Genomic DNA, 20,086 nt, shown 5'->3' with positions numbered 1-20,086 from the left:
CGGTCGGGCCGTGCCGGAACCGAGGACGGAGCCGCAGCCCAGGCCCGCGTCCCAGCACAGGCCCCAGGCCGAGTCGCCGCAGCAGTCCCGGCCGGAGACGGCGAAGTCGCGGTGGGAGCGGTCGGCGACGGGTCCGGTGCCGGAGGCGGACTCCCGGCCGTCGGCACCCTACGGAGGAGCCGGGCGGTCCGGTCCGGAGCCCGTGGAATCGCAGTGGCAGCCGAAGCAGCCCGAGTCGGACTCGTCGGAGTCGGAGTCGGAGTCGGGGCTGCCCAGGTGGGAGGAGATCCCGGCGAGGCCGCAACGCCGGACGTACGCAGAGTCGGAGCCGGAGTCCGCATCGGAGTCGGACTCGACGGAGTCGGAGTCCGAACCCGAGCCGTCCGAGTCCGGATCCGAGTCCGAGTCCGAGCCGTCCGAGTCGGAGTCGGAGCAGGTCGAGGTGGTGGAGGCCGTGCCGAGGTGGGCGCGGGAGCTGCCCACCCGTCAGGTGCGGGTGTCGAAGGAGGAGCTGCGGCGGTCGACGGCCGAGCGGGAACAGCCGAAGTCCCAGTCGAGGACACGGTCGCTCTTCGGAGGGCGCCTGAGCGTGGAGCGGAGGAAGAGTGCGGCGGTGAAGACGTCGGAGCCCGTGCTGGTGCGGAAGAAGGCGAAGCCCTCCGGGAAGGCCCGGAAGCCCGAGCCGAAGAAGACGAGCTCGTCGGCGTCGAAGCCCAGGTCGCAGCCGCAGCCGCAGCCGCAGCCGCAGCCGAGGCCCCAGGCCGAGCCGCGACCGAGGCCACGGGTCGTGCCGGAGACCGTCCGGGTGGAGACCAGGACTCCGCAGTCGGAGCCCCGGTACAGGCGGCAGTCGCAGCCGGCGAGCCGGGACGAGCCGGAGATCGTGCGGGTGGAAACCCGGAGCCCGCGGTCGGCGCGGGAGCCCCGGTACAGGCCGGAGCCCGAGCGTCGGTACAGGCCGGAGCCGGAACCCCGGTACAGGCCGGAGCCGGAGCGGGAGGAGTTCCGCAGGCCGCAAGCGGCACGGCCGCAGGACCGGCGCGACAGCGCGCACTCCGAGGAACTGTTCAACCAGCAGTTCCGGGGCTCCGACGGGGTGAACCAGACGCTGGCCCGCTTCAGCAACCAGGACATCAAGCGGCGCCTGGACGCGTACCGCCGCCTCGGACAGGTGGAGTTCTGGGTCCAGTGGCAGCGACGCCCCGACGGGCGGCTGGTCGGCGAGGTCTACGCACTGCCTGAGAAACTGACCGGCCTGCAGCGGGTGATCTACGCCGGGCGCGGCCCGGTGCCGTCCCCGGACGCCGACGCGCGGCGGATGGCCGACCACCTGCCCATGGAGAGGGCACGCAGCCTGCTGATGCTGGAGAGCCGGGGGCAGCGGGTGCGGGCCCAGCACCTCGCGGAACGCTTCGGCCTGGACACGGTCGCGTACGCCCTGGGTGACGTGGCGGCGACATCCCTGCGCCTGCGCCAGCTCTACGACGACCTCGGGCCCTTCATCCACCTGCGCGAGGGCCCCTCCGGTGAGCCGATGCCGCTGCTCCTCGCCCACGACTACGAGGGTGGTCCGACAAGGGCGGCCACCGGGGAACCCGTGGCCGTGATCGACGAGCGCCACTACCCCCACCCGGACGACTGGAACACCGGCCGCGGGAGAGCCCGGTGAGGCGGCCCCTGCGTCCCGGGGCCTCCCCGGCTGTGCGACCCTGCGGTTCCCCGCCGCGTCCGGGGCACCGGAACCTCCGGCCCTCCCCGGCACGGTGGACGCCCACGGCCTTAGGGGTCCTTGCCATAGGCCCGCCCGGGTCGCGTGGTCTGGCACCGCACCTCTCGGCGTTGCCGAAAAGCCCTGGTAGCTCCGCTACGAGGACTCTCCGGCGCCTTGCGATGCACGGCACCGGATCACGCGGCTTCATCGGACGCTCATATGGCAAGGACCCTTACCCAGCCGGTTCCCGGCACCGACCACGCGGGCGCGCGTCGCACGACATGACCCCGCCACCCCCAGCACCCACGACGAAGCGCACCACAGAATGAGGGAAACGTGAGCAAGGCGACCGAGCAGAACGACGCCGCGGAGCAGGAGACGGCCGTGGACGCCGAGGAGACGGCGGCCGGCGAGGCAGCCGAGGAGATCGAGGGCGCCACGGAGAACATGCCGCCCGTCCCCGACTCGATCCGGGAGGCGGCCAAGCTGGCCCCCGACCACTGGCTCGGCATGGTCGACCCCACCTGGTCCGGCGAGGGCGCACCCCCCGCCTGGGCCGTCGTCGGGCAGTGGCGTTCCGGGCAGGACGGCGAGATCGCAGAGTGGCGGGACAACGAGGACTACCGGCCCTCCCCGACCGCGCTCGGCTGGCCGGAGCCCGCGGACGCGGCGGACGCCGCCGTGCAGCTCGCGGCCACCGGTTACGGCCCCGGCGAGGACGTGACGTCCGCCCTGGCCTCGCTGCCCGAGCTCGCCGTGTTCGTCACCGCCGACGGCGATCCGCTGGTCGCCGCCGCGCCGGACGGGGAGACGCCGGTGGTCCCGGTGTTCACCTCCCCGGTGTACCTCCACATGTCCGGCCGGCTGGCGTTCGAGCTGATGTCGGTGGCCGAGGTCCTCGACCGGCTCCCCGAGGGCCACCTGCTCTACCTCAACCCGTCCGCGCCGGTGAGCATGACGGTGGAGACCGAGGCGCTCCGCGAGGCGCTGAACGGGGGCGCGGACGAGGAGGAGTCCGGCTCCCGGATAAGCGTCGGCGGCGTCCCGGCCGAGCCGGTCACCGCCAGGGAGGAGCCGGCCGCGAAGAAGGGGACCGCCCGCAAGACGGCAAAGGCGGGCCCGAAGAACAAGGTCGAAGAGGTGGACGCGGCGGGGACCGACGCCGTCTGAGAAGCGCCCCGGCCGCGGCTCCCGGCTGCGGCCGGAACGAGGAGACCCGTGGCCGGCCCGCCGTGACCGGCCGGGGCTGCTCCGCCGCCCCGGCAAGGCGTCTCCGCGGGCAGCTCCTCCTCGCCACCCACCGCACGAGAGCGGGCGCCCTTGCAGCGGGGGCTGAGCCTGCGGCGGGCTCCGGTGGTGCCGGAAGCACTCCTCGGTTTGCCGCGTCCCCGGTGACAGCGCTGAACGGCGGCTCCCCCCACCCGGTCGCCGGGGCGGAGGAACTGCCGTCGCCCGTCCGCGGCACAGCACGAGGGCCCGGTCGCGCGACCGGGCCCTCGGTTCCGTCCGTCCGGTCCCCGCCGCCCCCCGACGGCGGGAGGGGGCTGTCGGACGTCAGGCGGTCCCGCCGCCGCGTCCCCGCCGCCGTACCGCGTAGGTGGCGACCGCGGCGCCGAGCAGGACGGCGGCTGCGGCTCCGACGGCGATCGGCGTGGTTGGCGTCGCGTCACCGGTCTCCGCGAGGCTCTCGGTGGCCGGGGTGTCGGAGAGGCCGCCCTGCGGTCGGGTGCCGCTGCCGCCGCCGGTGGCCGGGTGGTCGGGGACGGGGCCGGTGGAGGCGACGGAGCCGTCCTGCTTCAGCAGTACCTGCCGGTTGTTGGGATGCCGGAAGTCGAACATCGAGTCCAGCTTCCCGGCGCGCGCGTCGAAGGAGTGGTCGCCGATGCGGCCGGTGCCCCAGTTGTCCTCGATGAACTTCGTGATCGAGGTCTGCTCGGTGGCCGTGTGGTCGACGTGGTTGACCTTGCTCCAGGGGGAGATGACCAGGAGCGGCTGGCGGGTGCCGGGGCCGCAGCGGTCGGCGTAGCCACCGGCGGGTGCGGGGCCGCTCTGGCAGGCGGGGCTGTCCGTGGCCTTGCCGTTGGAGCCGGTGGCGGTGTCCTTCGAGCCGTTCTCCGGCTTGGCGTAGGCGTGGTCGTACCAGCCGTCGGAGTCGTCGTAGGCGACGACCACGGCGGTGTCCTTCCACTCCGGCGACTTCTGGATCTTGTTGATCTCCTCGACGAGGAAGTGCTGCTCGTCGACCGGGTCGCTGTAGGCGGCGTGACCGTCCTGGTACTCGGGGGCCTTCAGGAAGCTGACCGCGGGCATCGAGCCGGCCCGGAGCGCCGCGTCGAAGTCGGTCAGGTCGTAGTTGTGGTTGGCCTGCCCGCCGTGCCCGATCTCCGCGACCGACCTCGGCGGCAGGTGGTGCGGGTTGGAGGTCGAGGCGTAGTACTGGAACGGCGAGTGGTGCGGGCTGTAGTCGACGGAGGAGGCCCCGTTCACGTTGGCGTGGGTGGTGCCGCCGCACTTGGCGTACTCGCCGTCCTTGCCGCTCCAGGGCGTGCTGGGGCGGAAGCCGCCCTGGAACCAGCCCCAGGTGACGTCCTTGCTGTTCAGCAGGTCGCCGATGTTGCGGCCGGTCATCTTGGCCAGGGCGTTCTTGCTGGTGTGGTCGCTGTCGGAGCAGTCGTCGTAGGCCGGGTCGGGGTCGTTCACGACCGTGCCGACCCCCTTGTCGTCCGGGGAGGCCGAGGTGTAGGCGTCGGGCTTCGCCGTCTGCCGCGGGTGCTCGGTGCTGGAGGACGGGTCGGTGGAGACCACGCCGTGGGTCTGGCCGGAGACCAGGTTGAGCGCGCCCGGCGTCGAGGGACCGTAGGTGCTGGAGAAGGAGCGGTCGTTGAGCGCGTAGTGCTGGGCGTAGTTCCACAGGCCGGTGACGGTGTTGCCGTCGTAGTAGTCCATCACCAGGCCGGGCTCGCCGAAGAGGTTGCCCGAGCACTTGCCGGAGTCGGTGTTCTCCACGAACCTGTCGGCCCGGCCGCCGTTGTAGGCGTACTGCTCGGGGCCGTAGCTGTGGTTCTGGTCGCAGGTCACCGCCTGGCCCGGGGTCAGCCGCTTGGGGGTGTACTGGTTGGGGTTCTTCTTCAGCAGCCCCGCGGTCCGCAGGTTGTCGATGTCCCTGGGCGTGTCCTTGGCGGCCGTGAACTTCGTGCCGTCGGTGCCCGCGGCCTGCGGGTAGGTGGCGAAGTAGTGGTCGAAGGAGACGTTCTCGTCGAAGAGGACCACCAGGTGCTTGATGGGCGTCGTCGTCCGGGCGTCGTGCGGGGGATGCGCCGTGGCGGCCGTGGCGGGTACCGCTCCGGCCACGGCCAGGGCGGCGGCGCCGACCAGGGCGCCCGCCCGTGCCAGGGAGCGCCTGGCGCCGCGCTGTCTGCCTGTACCAGCCATGTCGTTCGTCCTCCCGAAAGCGGTGTGGGCCTCTCCTCACGGATCCTGTAGTCCGGTCGGTAAGCCCACACGGCGTCCGGATGACGGCCGGGTGAACGGGTGGTCAGCAAGGGGTTGGCCGCAGCTCGGGCAGCCCTTTGCCCTCCCCGGCCGCCCGTCCCCAGCACGCCCCGCGGCCCTCAGCCCAGCAGCGTCCGGCCGAACCAGTCCTCGGAGGAGCGCACGCCGGGCAGGGCGAAGAAGTAGCCGCCGCCGAACGGGCTGATGTAGTCGACCAGCGGTTCGCCCGCCAGTCGCTTCTGCACGGTCTCGAACTGGCGCGTCAGGTCCTGCTGGTAGCAGCAGAAGAGCAGCCCCATGTCGAGGTTGCCGTTGCTGTCCACGCCACGGTCGTAGTTGTAGGCCCGCCGCAGGATGCGCTGGTCGTCGGTGGGCGCCGAGCGGGGGTTGGCCATCCGGATGTGCGCGTCCAGCGGGATGACGTCGCCCTTGGGGTCCTGGGCGTACCGCGGGGTGTCGCTCTCCCGGTCGCCGTCCAGGGGGGCGCCGCTGTCCCGGCTGCGGCCGATCATCCGCTCCTGCTCGGTGAGCGAGACCCGGTCCCAGAACTCCACCAGCATGCGGATCAGCCGCACCACCTGGTAGCTGCCGCCGAGGGCCCACGCCGGTTCCCCGGAGCCCTTGCCGACCCACACCAGGCGCTCCATCTCCCGGCGGTCGGCGGTGTCGGGGTTGGCGGTCCCGTCCTTGAACCCCAGCAGATTGCGGGGCGCGCCCGAGGGCCGCGGCGGGCTCGTGAACCCGTCCATCCGCCAGCGGACCTGCATGCCGCCCCGGGTGTGGCGGGCCACGTCGCGCAGCGCGTGCAGCACGGTGTCGGGCTGGTCGGCGCTGAACTGCACACTGAGGTCGCCGTGGCACCAGTCGGGGTCGAGGTCGTCGTCGGGGAAGGACGGCATGGTCTTCAGCCGCCGCGGCCGCAGGTGGTCCAGCCCGAAGCGGTCCTCGAACAGGGAGGCGCCGACACCCACCGTGACGAGCAGCCCGTCCGCCGGCACGTCCGGACCGAGCACCCCGGAGTCGGGTGGCGGCGCGGTGATGCCGACGGGGTCCGGGGCGCCGCCCGAGGTCAGCAGCCGGGCCCGGTCGGTGACCGTGCGCAGCAGATCGGCCAGCTCGGCGCGGTTCTCGGCCGTCACGTCGAAGGAGACCAGCGCGCAGGCGCGGCCGGGCGCGGCGGTGACGCCTGCCTGGTGAGTGCCGTGGAACGGCCTGCGGGCGGGCCCGGCGCCGTCCGGTGCGGTGTCCGAGGCGGCGGCCGGGGTCGCGCCGTGGCCGGCGGCCACCAGGCCGGCGCCGGCCGCGGCCCCGCCGACGCCTGCTGCGGCGCCGCGCAGGAAGCCGCGCCTGCGCAGCCCCTGCGGCGTGTGCGGGCAGGTCACGATGTCCTCCGTACGTCGAACACGGCGGCGACCGGAGCCAGCCGCTCCACCGCCTCGTTCACGTCCGCGTCGACCCGTTGCCGGTCGGCGCGGTTCAGCTCCGCCAGGCCCTCCCAGTGGCCGTCGTGCGCGAAACCGTCCAGCGTGTGCCGGGTGCGGTCCAGCCAGGAGTCGATCTTCTTCAGCTGCCCGGGGATGCGGGCGGTCAGCATCGGGTGCAGGTGGTCCAGGACCGCGCGGGTGCCGTCGAGGTTGGCGCGGGCGGTGGCCAGGTTGGTGTGGCTGCCGTAGTCGGTACGGCCGGTCAGCTCGAACTGGACGGTGTTCTCCAGGATCTCGTGGGCGCGCAGCCCCATGTCCAGCGGGTCCATGCGCTCCTGGGCCCAGCTCTCCCGCAACGCCTCGACGTCCTTGACGAGTTGCGCGGTCGTGCGCCGGACGCCGGTGGTGGAGTCCTCGTGCCAGAGGCCGTACTCGATGCGGTGGAACCCGGTGAAGTCCTTGTCGTGGACGCCGTCGGCGAGCCCGGCGGTGGTCCCGTTGATCGCGCCGTCGGCGTCCCCGAAGGCGCCGTAGGCCGCGCCCATCCGCTCGTACACCAGGTGGGCGGTGAGCCAGTCCCGGCGCGCACCCGCGAGGTCACCCCGGTCCACGGCGGCGCGCAGCGTGCCGACCCGGTCGGCGAGTTCGTCCATGCGCCGCCCGACCCACTTCTGATAGTCGAGCGTGGCGGGGATGAGGTCGTGCTGGCTGACGGGGAGGGCGGCCGGCCCCGGGGAGCCGCCGCCGCTGACCCGCACCGTCTCACCCGTCACGGCGTCCGCGTCGTCCGGCAGGCACTTGAAGGCGTAGGAGCCCGCCCCGAGCCGGACCCGCAGCGGGCGGGTGGTGCCGGGGCCGAGCCCTTCGACCTCCCCGAGCACGGCGCCGCTGCGGGCGTCGGTCAGGTACACCTCGGTGGCCACCCCGGCCACGTTGTGCAGGTCGAAGACCTGGGTCCCGGTGTGCGGCCGGCGCCAGCCGGAGCCGCACCCGCTCTGTGAGACCTGCACCGAGGTGTGCGGCACACCGCCGGCGGCGGTCCCCCGCGCGTCGTCCGGTGCACCGTCCGGCAGGAGGACCGCGGTGACCACGGCGGCGACGACGACCGCCGCGCAACCGGTGATCACCACCGGCCGCCACTTCCGCCGGGGGGGTGGTTCGGTGTCCGACACGCGGTGACTCCTGGGACTGCCGTACTGACGCGGAGAGCTCATGCTCGGGACTGCAGACGGGCGGTACGTCGCCGCGGGGCGACGGCGTGGTGAAGCGCGGGTGAACGACTGGGTGGTGGGACGGGAGCGTAGCGCGGCCCGAGCCGCCCGGCGACCCCTCGCCGGGCGGCCACCAGACGCCGCTCCCCGGTCCGGCCTGATCCAGAAGAAAGACCTAGAGTCGGAGTCATGGGCGAGGACGAGACGAGCGTGCGCGTCGACAGCTGGATCTGGGCGGTCCGGCTCGCCAAGACGCGCTCGGCCGCGGCGACGGCCTGCCGCGGCGGCCATGTGCGGGTCAACGGGGAGCGGGTGAAGCCCGCGGCGAACGTGCGCCCCGGGGACGAGGTGCGGCTGCGCCAGGCCGGGCGGGAGCGGATCGTCGTGGTGCGGCACCTGCTGCGCAAGCGGGTCGGGGCGCCGGTCGCCGCCGAGGCGTACGTGGACAACAGCCCGCCGCCGCCTCCGCGCGAGGAGGTGCCGGTGATCGCCGTGCGGGACCGGGGCGCGGGCCGGCCCACCAAGCGCGACCGGCGTGAGACCGAACGGCTGCGCGGCGCCATGGGGTTGGCTCCGCGGCGCGGCAACGGCGGTCGCTCCGCCGGGGATGCGCGGGGCGAGGAGGACTGACGCCGCGAGGCGTGGGGCCGGGGCTGCGGAGCCCGGCCGGTGGACGGCCGGCCCTTCAACGCCCCCTGCGCCGGGTTGCGCGGGCGCCTCGCACGGGCGGCCCGGCGCGGTTGTGCACTGGCTGAGAAAGACCGGTGCGGACTGTGATGTTCCTGTGCAAGGGGCTGTTGGGATTTACGGCACTGCGACGGCGGGGCTAGGGTTCGTGCGATGTTCGAAGCTGCCACTCACCGCACATTCTCTGTTAGACGAGGGCGAAGCCTTCTGGGTTGCCTCCGGGAGGTCACATGACGAGTGAGATCGTCCCCCCCGCCGGAAACAGGCGCTCGCCGCTGCCCGAGGCCCAGCAGACGCAGACCGGCTTCGTGCCCCGCTCCCGGCCGGCCCCCTCGGTGGAGCAGGACGCCACGGCCACCGCTGCCGGGACGGGCGCCACCGCGACGCTGACGAGAACGGCTGCCACCGCGCGTACCCCGCGGACCACGGGCCATGCGGGCAAGCCGCAGGCGACGCCCGGCAAGCAGCGCGACGCGTTCTTCGACAACGCCAAGTACCTGGCGATCGTCCTGGTGGCCATGGGGCACTCCTGGGAGCCGCTGCGGGACGGCAGTCGGACGGCGAGCGCGCTCTACCTGATCGTCTTCGCCTTCCACATGCCGGCGTTCACCGTCATATCCGGCTTCATGTCACGCAGCTTCGACATGCGTGCCGACCGGCTCCAGCGGCTGATCACCGGTGTCGCCGTGCCGTACATCCTCTTCGAGACGGCGTACACCCTCTTCAAGCGCTGGGCGGACGACGACCCGACGTACCCCGTCAGCCTGCTCGACCCCTGGTACCTGACGTGGTTCCTGGCGGTGCTGTTCGTGTGGCGGCTGACGACCCCGCTGTGGAAGGTCGTGCGCTGGCCCGTTCCGCTCGCGCTGGCCATCGCGGCCCTCGCCTCGGTCTCGCCCGAGATCGGCAACGACCTGGACATGCAGCGCCTGCTGCAGTTCCTGCCCTTCTTCGTCCTCGGCCTGAACCTGAAGAAGGAGCACTTCAGCCTGGTGCGGAGCTGGCCCGTCCGGATCGCCGCGGTGCCGGTCTTCGCGCTCGCGCTGGTCTTCGCCTACTGGGCCGCCCCCCGCATGAACGCCGCCTGGTTCTACCACCGGGACGCGGCGCAGGAGCTGGGCGCCCCGTGGTGGAGCGGCGTGGTGATGACCCTCGCCACGTTCGGCTGCTCGATGGTGCTGACCGCCTGCTTCCTGGCCTGGGTCCCCGGCCGCCGCATGTGGTGCACCGCGCTGGGCGCCGGCACGCTCTACGGCTACCTGCTCCACGGCTTCCTCGCCAAGGGCTCCCGCTTCTGGAACTGGTACGACGTGCACTGGCTGCACACCCCCTGGGGTGCGGTCGTCGTGACCCTCATCGCCGGTGCGGTCGTCACCGTGCTGTGCACGCCGCCGGTGCAGAAGGTGTTCCGGTTCGCCATGGAACCCAAGATGAACTGGGCCTTCCGCCGGGACCCGGGCGCCGCCGCGCGGCACCGGGTCGGCAGCTGAACTCCCCCGGACACCTGCTCCGGACCTGACGGAGGGGGCGCGCGCACCACCGGTGCACGCGCCCCCTCCGCCTGTTCCCGGCACACCGGTCGCCGGCCGCGGCCCGGCCTCAGTCCTCCTTGGCGTCGGCGTAGCAGCTCACCACCGCGGTGGTGAACGGAAACCGGACGGGCGTGCCGGCGAAGACGACCTGTGCCGCCCGGTCGGCGGCCTCCTGGACGGCGGCCACGACGGCCGGTGCCTCCTCCTGCGGGCAGTGCACGATCACCTCGTCGTGCTGGAAGAACACCAGCCGGGCCCGCATCCCCGCCTCGTCCTCGCGCCACACCCCGCGGGCCCGCCCGCCGGCAAGCGTCTGCCGCAGGGCGGCCAGCATCAGCAGCGCCCAGTCGGCCGCGCTGCCCTGCACCACGAAGTTGCGGGTGAACCGGCCCCGGGCCCGGGCCGGTGCGTCCGGGCCGTACGTGCTCTCGGCGGAGGCCTGAGGCAGCCCCGCCTCCTCGGGCGGCTCCAGCGAGGCCGGCGGAGAGGTCCGGCCGAGCCAGGTGCGCACCAGCCGGCCCTCCTCGCCCGCACGGGCCGCCGCGTCGACGTACCCGACGGCTGCGGGGTAGCGGCGCCGCAGGTCCGCCAGGTGGGTCAGCGCGTCGCCCGAGGTCTGCCCGTACACCGCCCCCAGCAGGGCGAGTTTCGCCCGGGCCCGGTCCCCGCCGAAGGAGCGCTCGGCCAGGTCGGCGTAGAGGTCCCGCCCCCCGGACGCCACCTCCATCAGGCCCCGGTCCCGGGAGACGGCGGCCAGCACCCGCGGCTCCAGCTGTGCGGCGTCGGCCACCACCAGCCGCCACCCGGGGTCGGCCACCACCGCCCGCCGCACCACCCTCGGGATCTGCAGGGCGCCGCCGCCGTTGGTGGTCCACCGCCCCGAGACCGTGCCGCCGGGCAGGTACTCGGGACGGAACCGGCCCTCGTGCACCCAACTCCGCAGCCAGGCCCAACCGTGGGCGGTGTGCAGCCGGTAGAGGCGCTTGTACTCCAGGAGGGGCGCGACCGCGGGGTGGTCGATGCCGCTCAGCTCCCACTTCCGCGTCGAGCCCAGCTTGACGCCCGCCGCCGCGAAGGCCCGGACCACGTCCTGCGGCAGGTCGGGGCGGACCCGCACCCCCGGCCCGAACGCCCGGGAGACCTCCTCCGCCAGCTCCGCCAGACGCCGCGGCTCCCCGCCCCCGCCGTACCGTTCGCCGAGCAGCTCGGCCAGCAGCTCACGGTGGACGTCCGCGCGCCAGGGCACCCCCTCCGCCGCCATCTCCGCGGCCACCAGGGTCCCGGCCGACTCCGCTGCCAGCAGCAGCCGCAGCCGCTCCGGGTGGCGTGCCCGCCGGGTCCGGGCGACCTGCGCCGCGTAGACCTCCAGCAGCGCCTCGAACGGGTCGACGCCGGCGGGCAGCGGCACCGGGCCCGGGTCGAAGAGCGAGGGCTGGGTCTGTGCGGTCCGCGGCGGCGGGTCGTCGGGGACCGGCAGCCCCCGCAACCGTGCCCAGGCGGCGGCCAGTGACCTCGGCTGTCCGGCCTGTCCCTCCTCGTGCCCGATGAGCAGTGCCTCCGCGGCCTCGACGTCGTAGGCGCGCGCCACCCGCACCCCGGCCCGGAGCAGGGGGCGGTAGACGTCCGTGGTGCAGCGCCACACCCAGCGGTCCACCTCGGGCCGGGAGAGCACAGCGGTGGCCAGGTCCGGCTCCCGGCGGACGGGGCCCGCGGGCCGGCCGTCGGCCCCCAGCGGGCACAGCACCGCGCCGCCCTCGCGCCCCGGAGCCACCGCCCACCTCATGAGGTGAAGTCTTCCACCGGGCTCTGACAAGGGGCCGGAACGCCGGACGGGGACGGGTTCGGCGGCTGCCCACGGTGACCGGGGCGACGCACTGGGCCAACACCGCAGGGCCAGGTTCGACCCGCCGTGACAAGGCGCCTACGGGCGGTCGTGCACGTGCAGATGTGCTTGCAGACGCCCGTGCAGACGTACGGCCATCGACGTTATGATCCCCGGCAGTTGGTCAGTGTGGCCTGCACCCGTCCACCACTCGGCCCGCCGGGTCGGCGTACCGTCACCGTTCTATCCCGGGAGAGTCCAGTGCCCCACCACAACGGCATGGCCGCCTCGGAGCTGACGGGGGTCGTCTGGCAGAAGAGCCGGCACAGCAACTCCCAGGGCACCTGCGTGGAGTTCGCCAAGCTGCCCGGCGGCGACGTCGCGGTGCGCAACTCGCGCTTCCCGGAGGGGCCCGCCCTCGTCTACACGCCGGCCGAGGTCAGGGCGATGATCCTCGGGGTCAAGGACGGGGAGTTCGACCACCTGATGGCGGAGTGAGCGACCGGCCGCCTCTGGCGGCGGCCGGCCTTCGGGCTCAGGTCAGGCGGAAGCGTGCCCAGACCACCTTGCCGTGCGCTGCGTCGGTCAGCCGGTGCCAGCCCCAGGCGTCGCTGAAGCACTCCACGAGCTGGAGGCCGCGGCCGGACTCGGCGCACGAGTCCGCCTGACCGCCCGGCACGGGGGAGGCGTCGCTGGCGTCCCGCACCGCGCAGACCAGGTACCCGGCCCAGCGCATCAGGAGCAGTCGGCCGGCCTCGTTCGACGGGGTGTCGGGGCACAGACCGGGCAGGCCGTGGCGCAGGGCGTTGGTGACGAGCTCGGAGACGACCAGGGTGACGCCGTCCAGCAGGTCCTCGCTCCCCAGCCGCCAACCGACCAGGGTCTCCTGGGCGAAGCGCCGTGCCTGGCCGACGGCCTCACGGTGCGGGGGCAGCGGCCAGGAGGCGGACTGGGTCCGGTGCGCGGGAACGTCGGGGGGGAAGCCGTGCCATAACGGCGCGAGCATGGCCGAAACTGTGGTCCCCATGCGAGGCACTCCTGGCGTTCGCGGACGTCAAGGCCCGGGCGGCGATGCGTATCCGGCGGAATGATCACGAGCGTGCATGCGCTGCGCGTCCATGCTCCCGAAAGCCCCCGGGGGATGCAAGAGCAGATGCACGTGCACCTGAGATACCGCGACCGTTTCGCGCCACCCATCCCTTTTGTTCGTCGGGTTGCGCTCCGGCAGCAAGCGGAATCACGGCCTCCGTGGTGATTTCCGTAATCGCACGAGCACGCAACGGAGCCCACCCGTGGCACACTTCGGTGGCACATCTGCACGAGGGCGGCTCACGGGAGGGCCAGTGTCCGGAAACGAGTCGGGCGGATCGGTGGTGAGGCGCATCCTGCTGGGGTCCCAACTGCGACGGCTACGGGAGTCGCGCGGAATAAGCCGGGAAGCGGCCGGCTACGCGATCCGCGCCTCCGAGTCGAAGATCAGTCGCATGGAGTTGGGCAGGGTGAGCTTCAAACCGCGGGACATCGAGGACCTCCTGACGCTGTACGGCGTGACGGACGCCGAGGAGCGCGCGGCCCTGCTCGGCCTCGCCCGCGAGTCCAACGTCGCCGGCTGGTGGCACCGTTACGGCGACGTCCTCCCCGGCTGGTTCCAGACCTACGTGGGCCTGGAGGGGGCGGCCTCCCGGATCCGCACCTACGAGGTCCAGTTCGTCCACGGCCTGCTCCAGACCCCGGAGTACGCCCAGGCGGTCATCGCCCGGAGCCTGCCGGAGGCCTCCGAGGCCGAGGTCGACCGCCGCGTCGCCCTGCGCCAGGAACGCCAGAAGCTGCTCCTCGACGAGCGCGCCCCCCACCTGCACTGCGTCCTGGACGAGGCCGCCCTGCGCCGCCTCCAGGGGGGACGGGAGGTGATGTGCGGCCAGCTGCGCCACCTCATCGAGGTCTCCGAGCGCCCCAACGTCACGCTCCAGGTGCTGCCCTTCCGGATGGGCGGCCACGCGGGGGAGAGCGGCGCCTTCACCGTCCTGAGCTTCCCGCACGCCGACCTGCCCGACGTGGTCTACCTGGAGCAGCTCACCAGCGCCCTCTACCTCGACAAGGCCGACGAGGTGAGCGCCTACTCCGAGGTGATGGACGCCCTCGGCAAGGAGGGGCCGAGCTCCGCCGAGACCCGGGACCTGCTGCGGGGGATGCTCCAGCTCATGTGAGGCCGCCGGACACGCGGCGGCGCCGGCCGACCGCGGGGCGGCCGACCGGCGCGGGCCGGGCAGGGGCCGGGGCTCAGCGGCGCAGCGTCCGCACCGGGAGCATGCAGTGCGCCGAACTGGTCAGCATCTCCTCGTCCGCCACGAAGGTCCGCAGGTCCTCCTCGGTGACGACCTGCCCGGGCACACCCCGCGGCCACGGCCGGGTGGCGAACATGAAGTACACCTCGCCCCGCTTGACGGCGGCGTCCACCCACTGGGCGGGGGCCGGGTACTGGGCGGTGAACTGCGGCATGGTGAGCACCGCCTGGCCTGCCTCGACCAGCAGTGTCACGGGCACCCCCGGGGTCTCGGCGACACTGACCAGTTCACCGCCCACCGGCAGGCCCGCCCCCTCCAGCAGCGTCCGCAGCGCGCGCGTCGTCGCCTCCTGCCCTGCCGAGCCGTCCCCCAGCGAGTAGGCGAGGAGGAACGCGAGTTCGGCCCCGTCCTGCGGGTTCTGCCCGCTCCACCCGAGGACGGTGAGAGTGCCGAACACGTTGTCCCGGCCGCCGGCGGGTGCGGCATCGCGTGAGGTCATGGTCGGGGACCCTAGTGCGCCGCCGGCCCCGGCCGGACCCGTGTTCACCTGCGCGAGCGAGTTCGGCCCCGCAAACACCTCGAACGTGTCCCGCTCGCTCGGGTGTACTGACGCCACGCCTCTTGCCGTCCCCCGCTCCGGGGAGGCCCGAGGGCCGCCGGCGACCTCCCCGTCACGCTCGTGGCCTGCGGGAACGGGTGCCGGTGGGCAGACGGGAGGATTCCACCGATCGGCGTCAATCGGGTGATTCGCCGAATACCACCCGGAAGCGGGTTTCCTCTCTTCGGCCGCGGTCGTTATGCGGAGCGTCAATCGCGACGAGAACCGGCCACCTGGCGGACGTGGTCGCCTGTGGACCCCACCGGTACGTGCCGGACCCGGCCCCGCGTCACCGCCGTGGGCGAGGGGCGCAGGTGGTCCCGGCACCTGCGCCCGCCCCGGCCGGCGAGCCGCCGGCCCACGGCCGGACCGGTGCTCTCGCGTGAGGGGCTGAGGGGCCCGGCGGGCCGGCGCGCGGCGCCGGTACGCCGGGCCCGGGCCCGGGCGAGGCGCCCGGGTGCGGCAAACCGGAGGAGAGAAGACACGATGCGGCAGACCCTGAAGACCGGCGCGCTCGTCGCGGCGGCGGCGTCAGGCATCTTCATCAACAGCGGGACGGCCCTGGCGGACAGTGAGGCCGCGGGCGCCGCCGCCGGCTCACCGGGTGTGGTGTCCGGCAACGCAGTGCAGGTGCCGATCGACGTACCGATCAACCTGTGCGGGAACACCGTCGACGTGATCTCGGCGCTCAACCCGGCGTTCGGCAACACCTGCGTCACGCCCGGCGCCCACCGCGGTCGCGGCGGCCACCCGCACGGACCGGTGCGCCACGAGGACGGACCGGCCCACACCGAGCGCCACGGCCCCGTCCACTCGCGCGGGCCGGCCGCCGCGGAGCAGGACCGCGCCGGCCGGGACGGCGGCGCGCAGGCCTCCGGCACGGCGGCCCACTCCCCGGGCGTCGGCTCGGGGAACCTCGCACAGATCCCCGTGGACGTGCCGGTGAACGTCTGCGGCAACAGCATCGACGTCGTCGGCCTGCTGAACCCGGTCTTCGGCAACCACTGCGACACGGTGAGCCCCCACCGCCCGCCGGTGCGACACGAGCACCGGCCGCCGCACCACTGCTCGCCGCAGCACTGCCTGCCGCACCACCACCACCCGGACCGGCCCGGCCACGTCCAGCCGCCGGCCTCCCACCACGAGGTGCGGCACAACCCCCCGGCCCACCACGTCATGACGCCGGCACGCCCGGCCGTGGAGCGTCCGGAGCTCGCTGCCACCGGCGTCAGTGGCCAGACCGGCCTCGTCGCCGCGCTGGCCGGCGGGATGCTGCTGGGCGGCGTACTCCTCAAGCGGCGGGCCGGCGCGCTGCGTTGACCAGCCGTACGCGGTGCGTCCGCGACCGTGCCGTCGACGGGCAGGCTCGGCCCCACCCGGCACGGTCCGCACCGCCGGCCACATGAACAGACCATCATCCGGCCGCCGTTCGGGCTCCGCATCGTATGAGTGAAAGCCAGGAACCAGGCAGGCGCAGCCGAGTTGAGCAGGACGCACCGGAAACGGGCAGTCCGCTTCGAGAAGGGTAGATCACGTGTTCAAGAAGGTTCTCACGGGAGCCGCGATGGCCGTTTCCGTCGCCGGCGTGACCGCCGCGGCGGCCCCCCAGGCCATGGCGATCGGCAACGACTACGGCCCGACCTCCGTCAACGGCAACGGCGCCGCGCAGAGCTACGGCAACTCCACCACCCACGGCAACTGGAGCCCCCAGTTCGCGCTGATCCAGGGCTCCCTGAACAAGCCCTGCATCGCGCTGCCGGCCAAGGCCAACGTCGGGTCCATCCTCGGCCTCCTCAACATCGCCGTACAGGACATCAACGTGCTCTCCAGCCCGCAGACCCAGCAGTGCACGGAGAACTCCACCCAGCAGAAGGGCGACGAGGCGCTCTCACACATCCTGGAGGACCTGCCCATCCTCTCGGGCAACGGCGCCGGCAACCACTGACGGCACGCCACGTCCCGCCTGTGCCGCGGCCCGGCAGACGGACTTCTCGTCCGTGTGCCGGGCCGTCTGCCGTTCCTGCGTCAACCGGTGATTCGTCCGATACTCCGAGCGGGGGAAACGGGAAAAATCCCTGCCACCGCGTTTCGTTTGTCACCGGGCTTTCGTTAGGTCTTTCGCCAGCGGAGTTACGGGCATGGGAATCGCCCGTCCGGCACGAGATCCGTGACCGACACGAACACCGCTGCGGAAAGGGCTGAAAGTGAAGTACACGAAGGCTGCCGCCGTTGTCGCAGGCGCCCTCATCACGGCCGGTGCCGCAACCCCGGCGTTCGCCGACGCGGGCGCCGGCGGTGCCGCCATCGGTTCGCCGGGTGTCATCTCGGGCAACGTCATCCAGGTGCCGGTGCACGTCCCGATCAACGTGTGCGGCAACACCATCAACGTCATCGGTCTGCTGAACCCCGCGTTCGGCAACACCTGCGTCAACGACTGACTCGACGCATCTCTCTCGTCGCCGGGGCCCCGGGCACGCGCCACGTGTCCAGGGCCCCGCGGCTTGCCCGACGAAAGGCTCTTCCGATGCAGCACATGCGAACCCTCGCCGTGGTCGCCGGATCGGTCGCGGCGGCCCTCGGCGCCACCGCTCCCGCCTTCGCGGCGTCCGGCCCCCAGTCCACCATGACCAGCGGCAACTTCAACGCCGACAACATCCTGGTCGACGCCGTCCACAGCAACCCGATGGAGCTGGTGCGCGTCGACCCGCTGCGCCACACCGTCGCCGACGCGGCCCGCGGCGTCCACGAGCACGAGACCGCCCACGCCCTGCTGGGACAGACCAGTGACTGGCTCCACCGCAGCGCCCTGCTCGGTGGCGTCGGGCTCGGCGGACACTGACCACCGCACCTCGGAGGCGACCGCCCGGCCGGCCCGCCTCCGGGGCGGTCCGCCGCCGCCTCCCGTGCCCGAGCGGGACCGGGAGGCCGCCCCGGACGCCCGGCAGCCCCCGGCTCAGCCCCGGGCGTACAGCCGGACCGTGCTGCGCAACGGCAGCAGCAGGGCGCCGGCCGACGGCAGCGGCCGGGGAGTGCCCGTGGCCGGGTCCCAGGGCGGGGTGTCCCAGGCCATGCCGTGCGTGGGCGGGAGCGGCAGCGTCGTCCGGGTGGAGCTGAGCCGCAGTACCGCCCGCGCCCGCTCGGACAGCAGCTCGCCCAGTGCCACCGTCGACCCGGCGCGTACCAGCAGGGTCAGCTCCCGGTCGCCGCTCCACAGCGCGGGGAAGGCGTCCCCCTGACGGTCCAGTTGCACCAGCAGGGCGGAGCCGACGTCACGCGGCAGGGTCACCGTGTCGAACCGGCCGCCGCAGACCGTGAGCAGGGCGTCGTCGGGGTGGCGGGAGAGGTGGTCGCCCAGGGCCCGGGCCGGGACCGGCTGCTGCCGGCCGCCGACCAGCCGCCCTCCGGGGTTGGCGCAGTTCCGCGGTCTGCTGGTGCAGGCGCACGCCGGCACCCCGCGGTAGAGGGGCCACCCCAGCCTCTCGTAACCCGCCGCCAGCAGCGCCCTTGCGGTATCCGCGGGCCGGCTGACCTTCCCGATACCAGACATCCCTCACCTCGGCCGTGTCATCCCCGTGTCGTGTCCGTCGTCCCCGTGTGTGTCGCCCCGTGGTCCCGCACACCGCACCCACCGCACGCCCAGTGTGTTCGCCCGGATACGGAAAGTGACTGCTGTACGGCATTTGCCCACACAACACCCCGACCGATGCGTCTTGCCGGGTTCGTGGGCTGCATCACCTGTACGTGTGACGCCGGCCTTGCATTCCGCGGGAGAAGGGCCCTCGGACGGCCGTCGCCTGCCGGCCGGGGCAGGCGGGGGCCGGCCCTGATCAGTGGTGGAAGGCCGTGGCCATGTTCCGCGGTGCTCCGGCCGGCCCCTGCTGACCGTTCAGGTCGGGCAGGAGGCCGCGCAGGTCCGCCAGGAAGAGCTCGGCCAGGTCCAGGGTGAAGCCGTTGCGGCACACCACCCGCAGCACCGACAGGTCCGTGCGGTTCGGCGGGAAGGCGTAGGCGGGCACCAGCCAGCCGCGCTCACGCAGCCGGCGCGAGACGTCGTACACGTCGAAGGCCTCGATCCCGTCGGCGGTGGTGAAGGCGAAGACGGGCAACTGGTCGCCGCGGCTGAGCAGCCGGAACTCGCGCATCTCCCCGATCGCGTCGGACATCGCGCAGGCCACGTCCCGTGCGGTCTGCTGGACGGCGCGGAAACCGGACCGCCCCAACCGCAGGAAGGTGTAGTACTGCGCGGCCACCTGGGCCCCGGGCCGGGAGAAGTTGAGGGAGAAGGTCGGCATGTTGCCACCCAGGTAGTCGACGTGGAAGACCAGTTCCTCCGGCAGCACCGAGCGGTCCCGCCACAACGCCCAGCCCACGCCCGGGTAGACCAGCCCGTACTTGTGCCCCGAGGTGTTGATGGAGGCCACCCGCGGCAGCCGGAAGTCCCAGACCAGGTCCGCGTCGAGGAAGGGGGCCACCATGGCGCCGGAGGCCCCGTCGACGTGGACGGGCACGTCGAGGCCGGTGCGCTCGGCCAGGTCGTCCAGCACCGTGCAGAGTTCGGCGACCGGTTCGTAGGAGCCGTCGAAGGTCGAGCCGAGGATCGCCACCACCCCGATGGTGTTCTCGTCGCAGAGCTCCGCCGCGGCCGCCGGGTCGAGGTGGTAGCGGTCGCCCTCCATCGGCACCCTGCGCGGCTCGACCTCCCAGAAGGTGCAGAACTTCTCCCAGCACACCTGCACGTTGGCGCCCATGACGAGGTTGGGCCGGGCGGTGGCGGGATAGCGGTCGGCGTTGCGCTGCGCCCAGCGGCGCTTGAGCGCCATGCCGGCGAGCATGCAGGCCTCGCTGGAGCCGGTGGTCGAGCAGCCGATGGTGGTGTCCGGGTCGGGGGCGTGCCACAGGTCGGCGAGCATCGCCACGCAGCGCCGCTCCAACTCGGCGGTGAGCGGGTACTCGTCCTTGTCGACGATGTTCTTCTCCCGGCACTCCGCCATCACGAGGTCCGCCTCCGGCTCCATCCACGTGGTGACGAAGGTGGCGAGGTTCAGCCGCGCGTTGCCGTCCAGCATCAGCTCGTCGTGGACGAAACGGTGCGCCACCGAGGGGGACAGCGGGTCGTCGGGGAGCCGGTGGCGGGGCGGCGAGGCGGTCATCCCGCCCACCGGGTCGGCCTCGCCGTAGAAGGGGTTCACCCGACGCGGCCGGTCACCTGACGGTGCGCGGTCGCCCTTGTGCAGCGCCATGCGGCATCTCCTGGCCTGGAGGAGGGGCGGCCCGGGCCGGCGGTGCGGACGGGAGCGGACCGCGGGACGCTGCCGACGTTACGG

General features: G+C 73.3%; 20 protein-coding genes. 10 read left to right on the top strand and 10 right to left on the bottom strand.

Annotated features, from left to right (window positions below; translation table 11 throughout):
- Positions 1–168: 168 nt before the first annotated feature.
- Positions 169–483, bottom strand: a complete 315-nt coding sequence (locus ACFV3R_RS00415; RefSeq protein ID WP_385572970.1) for a hypothetical protein — start codon at positions 481–483, stop codon at positions 169–171.
- Between the two features lie 3 nt (positions 484–486).
- The gene (locus ACFV3R_RS00410; protein WP_385572969.1) at positions 487–1,071 is read right to left on the bottom strand and encodes a hypothetical protein; all 585 of its coding nucleotides are present in this window, start codon (positions 1,069–1,071) and stop codon (positions 487–489) included.
- A gap of 25 nt (positions 1,072–1,096) precedes the next feature.
- On the opposite strand from ACFV3R_RS00410, the gene ACFV3R_RS00405 reads away from it, so the two are divergent.
- Together ACFV3R_RS00405 and ACFV3R_RS00400 are read left to right on the top strand one after the other, a co-directional pair.
- Positions 1,097–1,669, top strand: coding sequence for a hypothetical protein (locus ACFV3R_RS00405; RefSeq protein ID WP_385572967.1), 573 nt, complete (start codon positions 1,097–1,099; stop codon positions 1,667–1,669).
- 378 nt (positions 1,670–2,047) lie between these two features.
- Complete coding sequence (locus ACFV3R_RS00400) at positions 2,048–2,881, top strand: type VII secretion system-associated protein (protein WP_385572965.1); 834 nt, start codon at positions 2,048–2,050, stop codon at positions 2,879–2,881.
- 384 nt (positions 2,882–3,265) lie between these two features.
- Here ACFV3R_RS00400 and ACFV3R_RS00395 read toward each other — a convergent pair whose 3' ends face one another.
- From ACFV3R_RS00395 to ACFV3R_RS00385, 3 genes are all read right to left on the bottom strand, one after another.
- Positions 3,266–5,143, bottom strand: coding sequence for a phospholipase C (locus ACFV3R_RS00395; RefSeq protein ID WP_385572963.1), 1,878 nt, complete (start codon positions 5,141–5,143; stop codon positions 3,266–3,268).
- 179 nt (positions 5,144–5,322) lie between these two features.
- Positions 5,323–6,585, bottom strand: a complete 1,263-nt coding sequence (efeB, locus tag ACFV3R_RS00390; RefSeq protein WP_385572961.1) for an iron uptake transporter deferrochelatase/peroxidase subunit — start codon at positions 6,583–6,585, stop codon at positions 5,323–5,325.
- Positions 6,582–7,841, bottom strand: a complete 1,260-nt coding sequence (locus ACFV3R_RS00385) for an EfeM/EfeO family lipoprotein (protein WP_385572959.1) — start codon at positions 7,839–7,841, stop codon at positions 6,582–6,584. The genes efeB and ACFV3R_RS00385 overlap by 4 nt, the downstream gene beginning before the upstream one ends.
- Before the next feature lie 186 nt (positions 7,842–8,027).
- Between ACFV3R_RS00385 and ACFV3R_RS00380 the strand changes: the two genes are divergently transcribed.
- Both ACFV3R_RS00380 and ACFV3R_RS00375 read left to right on the top strand, forming a co-directional pair.
- Positions 8,028–8,468, top strand: coding sequence for an RNA-binding S4 domain-containing protein (locus tag ACFV3R_RS00380; protein ID WP_385572956.1), 441 nt, complete (start codon positions 8,028–8,030; stop codon positions 8,466–8,468).
- Positions 8,469–8,755: 287 nt separating this feature from the next.
- Complete coding sequence (locus tag ACFV3R_RS00375) at positions 8,756–10,015, top strand: acyltransferase family protein (RefSeq protein WP_385572955.1); 1,260 nt, start codon at positions 8,756–8,758, stop codon at positions 10,013–10,015.
- Between the two features lie 109 nt (positions 10,016–10,124).
- Here the strand turns inward: ACFV3R_RS00375 and ACFV3R_RS00370 are convergent, their stop codons facing one another.
- On the bottom strand, positions 10,125–11,840 hold the full coding sequence (locus tag ACFV3R_RS00370; RefSeq protein ID WP_385572953.1) for a bifunctional 3'-5' exonuclease/DNA polymerase: 1,716 nt from the start codon (positions 11,838–11,840) through the stop codon (positions 10,125–10,127).
- Positions 11,841–12,140: 300 nt separating this feature from the next.
- On the opposite strand from ACFV3R_RS00370, the gene ACFV3R_RS00365 reads away from it, so the two are divergent.
- Complete coding sequence (locus ACFV3R_RS00365) at positions 12,141–12,377, top strand: DUF397 domain-containing protein (protein ID WP_385572951.1); 237 nt, start codon at positions 12,141–12,143, stop codon at positions 12,375–12,377.
- Positions 12,378–12,414: 37 nt separating this feature from the next.
- Here ACFV3R_RS00365 and ACFV3R_RS00360 read toward each other — a convergent pair whose 3' ends face one another.
- Positions 12,415–12,906 (bottom strand): ATP-binding protein, encoded by a 492-nt coding sequence (locus ACFV3R_RS00360; RefSeq protein ID WP_385572949.1) that lies wholly within the window; start codon positions 12,904–12,906, stop codon positions 12,415–12,417.
- Between the two features lie 316 nt (positions 12,907–13,222).
- Here ACFV3R_RS00360 and ACFV3R_RS00355 point away from each other — a divergent pair, with 316 nt between their 5' ends.
- Complete coding sequence (locus ACFV3R_RS00355; protein ID WP_385572947.1) at positions 13,223–14,086, top strand: helix-turn-helix domain-containing protein; 864 nt, start codon at positions 13,223–13,225, stop codon at positions 14,084–14,086.
- 73 nt (positions 14,087–14,159) lie between these two features.
- On the opposite strand, the gene ACFV3R_RS00350 is transcribed toward ACFV3R_RS00355, so the two are convergent.
- Positions 14,160–14,663, bottom strand: a complete 504-nt coding sequence (locus ACFV3R_RS00350; RefSeq protein ID WP_385572945.1) for a DUF5949 family protein — start codon at positions 14,661–14,663, stop codon at positions 14,160–14,162.
- A gap of 585 nt (positions 14,664–15,248) precedes the next feature.
- Between ACFV3R_RS00350 and ACFV3R_RS00345 the strand changes: the two genes are divergently transcribed.
- The 4 genes from ACFV3R_RS00345 to ACFV3R_RS00330 all read left to right on the top strand — a co-directional run bounded on the left by ACFV3R_RS00345 (position 15,249) and on the right by ACFV3R_RS00330 (position 17,601).
- Entirely contained in the window at positions 15,249–16,082 is an 834-nt protein-coding gene (locus ACFV3R_RS00345; protein WP_385572943.1) for a chaplin, read from the top strand.
- 214 nt (positions 16,083–16,296) lie between these two features.
- The gene (locus tag ACFV3R_RS00340) at positions 16,297–16,707 is read left to right on the top strand and encodes a rodlin (protein WP_385572941.1); all 411 of its coding nucleotides are present in this window, start codon (positions 16,297–16,299) and stop codon (positions 16,705–16,707) included.
- A gap of 259 nt (positions 16,708–16,966) precedes the next feature.
- Positions 16,967–17,200 (top strand): chaplin, encoded by a 234-nt coding sequence (locus ACFV3R_RS00335; RefSeq protein WP_385572939.1) that lies wholly within the window; start codon positions 16,967–16,969, stop codon positions 17,198–17,200.
- Between the two features lie 86 nt (positions 17,201–17,286).
- Entirely contained in the window at positions 17,287–17,601 is a 315-nt protein-coding gene (locus ACFV3R_RS00330; RefSeq protein WP_385572937.1) for a hypothetical protein, read from the top strand.
- A 114-nt stretch (positions 17,602–17,715) separates the two neighbouring features.
- Here the strand turns inward: ACFV3R_RS00330 and ACFV3R_RS00325 are convergent, their stop codons facing one another.
- Positions 17,716–18,309, bottom strand: a complete 594-nt coding sequence (locus ACFV3R_RS00325; RefSeq protein WP_385572935.1) for a hypothetical protein — start codon at positions 18,307–18,309, stop codon at positions 17,716–17,718.
- Positions 18,310–18,589: 280 nt separating this feature from the next.
- Positions 18,590–20,002 carry a glutamate decarboxylase gene (locus ACFV3R_RS00320; protein WP_385572933.1) on the bottom strand — a complete coding sequence of 471 codons (1,413 nt, stop codon included), beginning with the start codon at positions 20,000–20,002 and terminating at the stop codon, positions 18,590–18,592.
- Between the last annotated feature and the right edge of the window lie 84 nt (positions 20,003–20,086).

The sequence above is a fragment of the Streptomyces sp. NPDC059740 genome, assembly GCF_042733155.1.
Taxonomy (GTDB): Bacteria; Actinomycetota; Actinomycetes; order Streptomycetales; family Streptomycetaceae; genus Streptomyces.
The sequence above is the reverse complement of the archived record's forward strand: the minus strand, read 5'-3'. Positions and strand labels throughout refer to the sequence as shown.

Excerpts from the sequence above, each read along its gene's own strand:
- ACFV3R_RS00325 (WP_385572935.1), bottom strand. The coding sequence starts at position 18,309 with ATGTCTGGTATCGGGAAGGTCAGCCGGCCCGCGGATACCGCAAGGGCG.
- ACFV3R_RS00380 (WP_385572956.1), top strand. The coding sequence starts at position 8,028 with ATGGGCGAGGACGAGACGAGCGTGCGCGTCGACAGCTGGATCTGGGCG.
- ACFV3R_RS00345 (WP_385572943.1), top strand. The coding sequence starts at position 15,249 with ATGCGGCAGACCCTGAAGACCGGCGCGCTCGTCGCGGCGGCGGCGTCA.
- ACFV3R_RS00350 (WP_385572945.1), bottom strand. The coding sequence starts at position 14,663 with ATGACCTCACGCGATGCCGCACCCGCCGGCGGCCGGGACAACGTGTTC.
- ACFV3R_RS00320 (WP_385572933.1), bottom strand. The coding sequence starts at position 20,002 with ATGGCGCTGCACAAGGGCGACCGCGCACCGTCAGGTGACCGGCCGCGT.
- ACFV3R_RS00375 (WP_385572955.1), top strand. The coding sequence starts at position 8,756 with ATGACGAGTGAGATCGTCCCCCCCGCCGGAAACAGGCGCTCGCCGCTG.
- ACFV3R_RS00370 (WP_385572953.1), bottom strand. The coding sequence starts at position 11,840 with ATGAGGTGGGCGGTGGCTCCGGGGCGCGAGGGCGGCGCGGTGCTGTGC.
- ACFV3R_RS00330 (WP_385572937.1), top strand. The coding sequence starts at position 17,287 with ATGCAGCACATGCGAACCCTCGCCGTGGTCGCCGGATCGGTCGCGGCG.
- ACFV3R_RS00395 (WP_385572963.1), bottom strand. The coding sequence starts at position 5,143 with ATGGCTGGTACAGGCAGACAGCGCGGCGCCAGGCGCTCCCTGGCACGG.
- ACFV3R_RS00385 (WP_385572959.1), bottom strand. The coding sequence starts at position 7,841 with ATGAGCTCTCCGCGTCAGTACGGCAGTCCCAGGAGTCACCGCGTGTCG.
- ACFV3R_RS00360 (WP_385572949.1), bottom strand. The coding sequence starts at position 12,906 with ATGGGGACCACAGTTTCGGCCATGCTCGCGCCGTTATGGCACGGCTTC.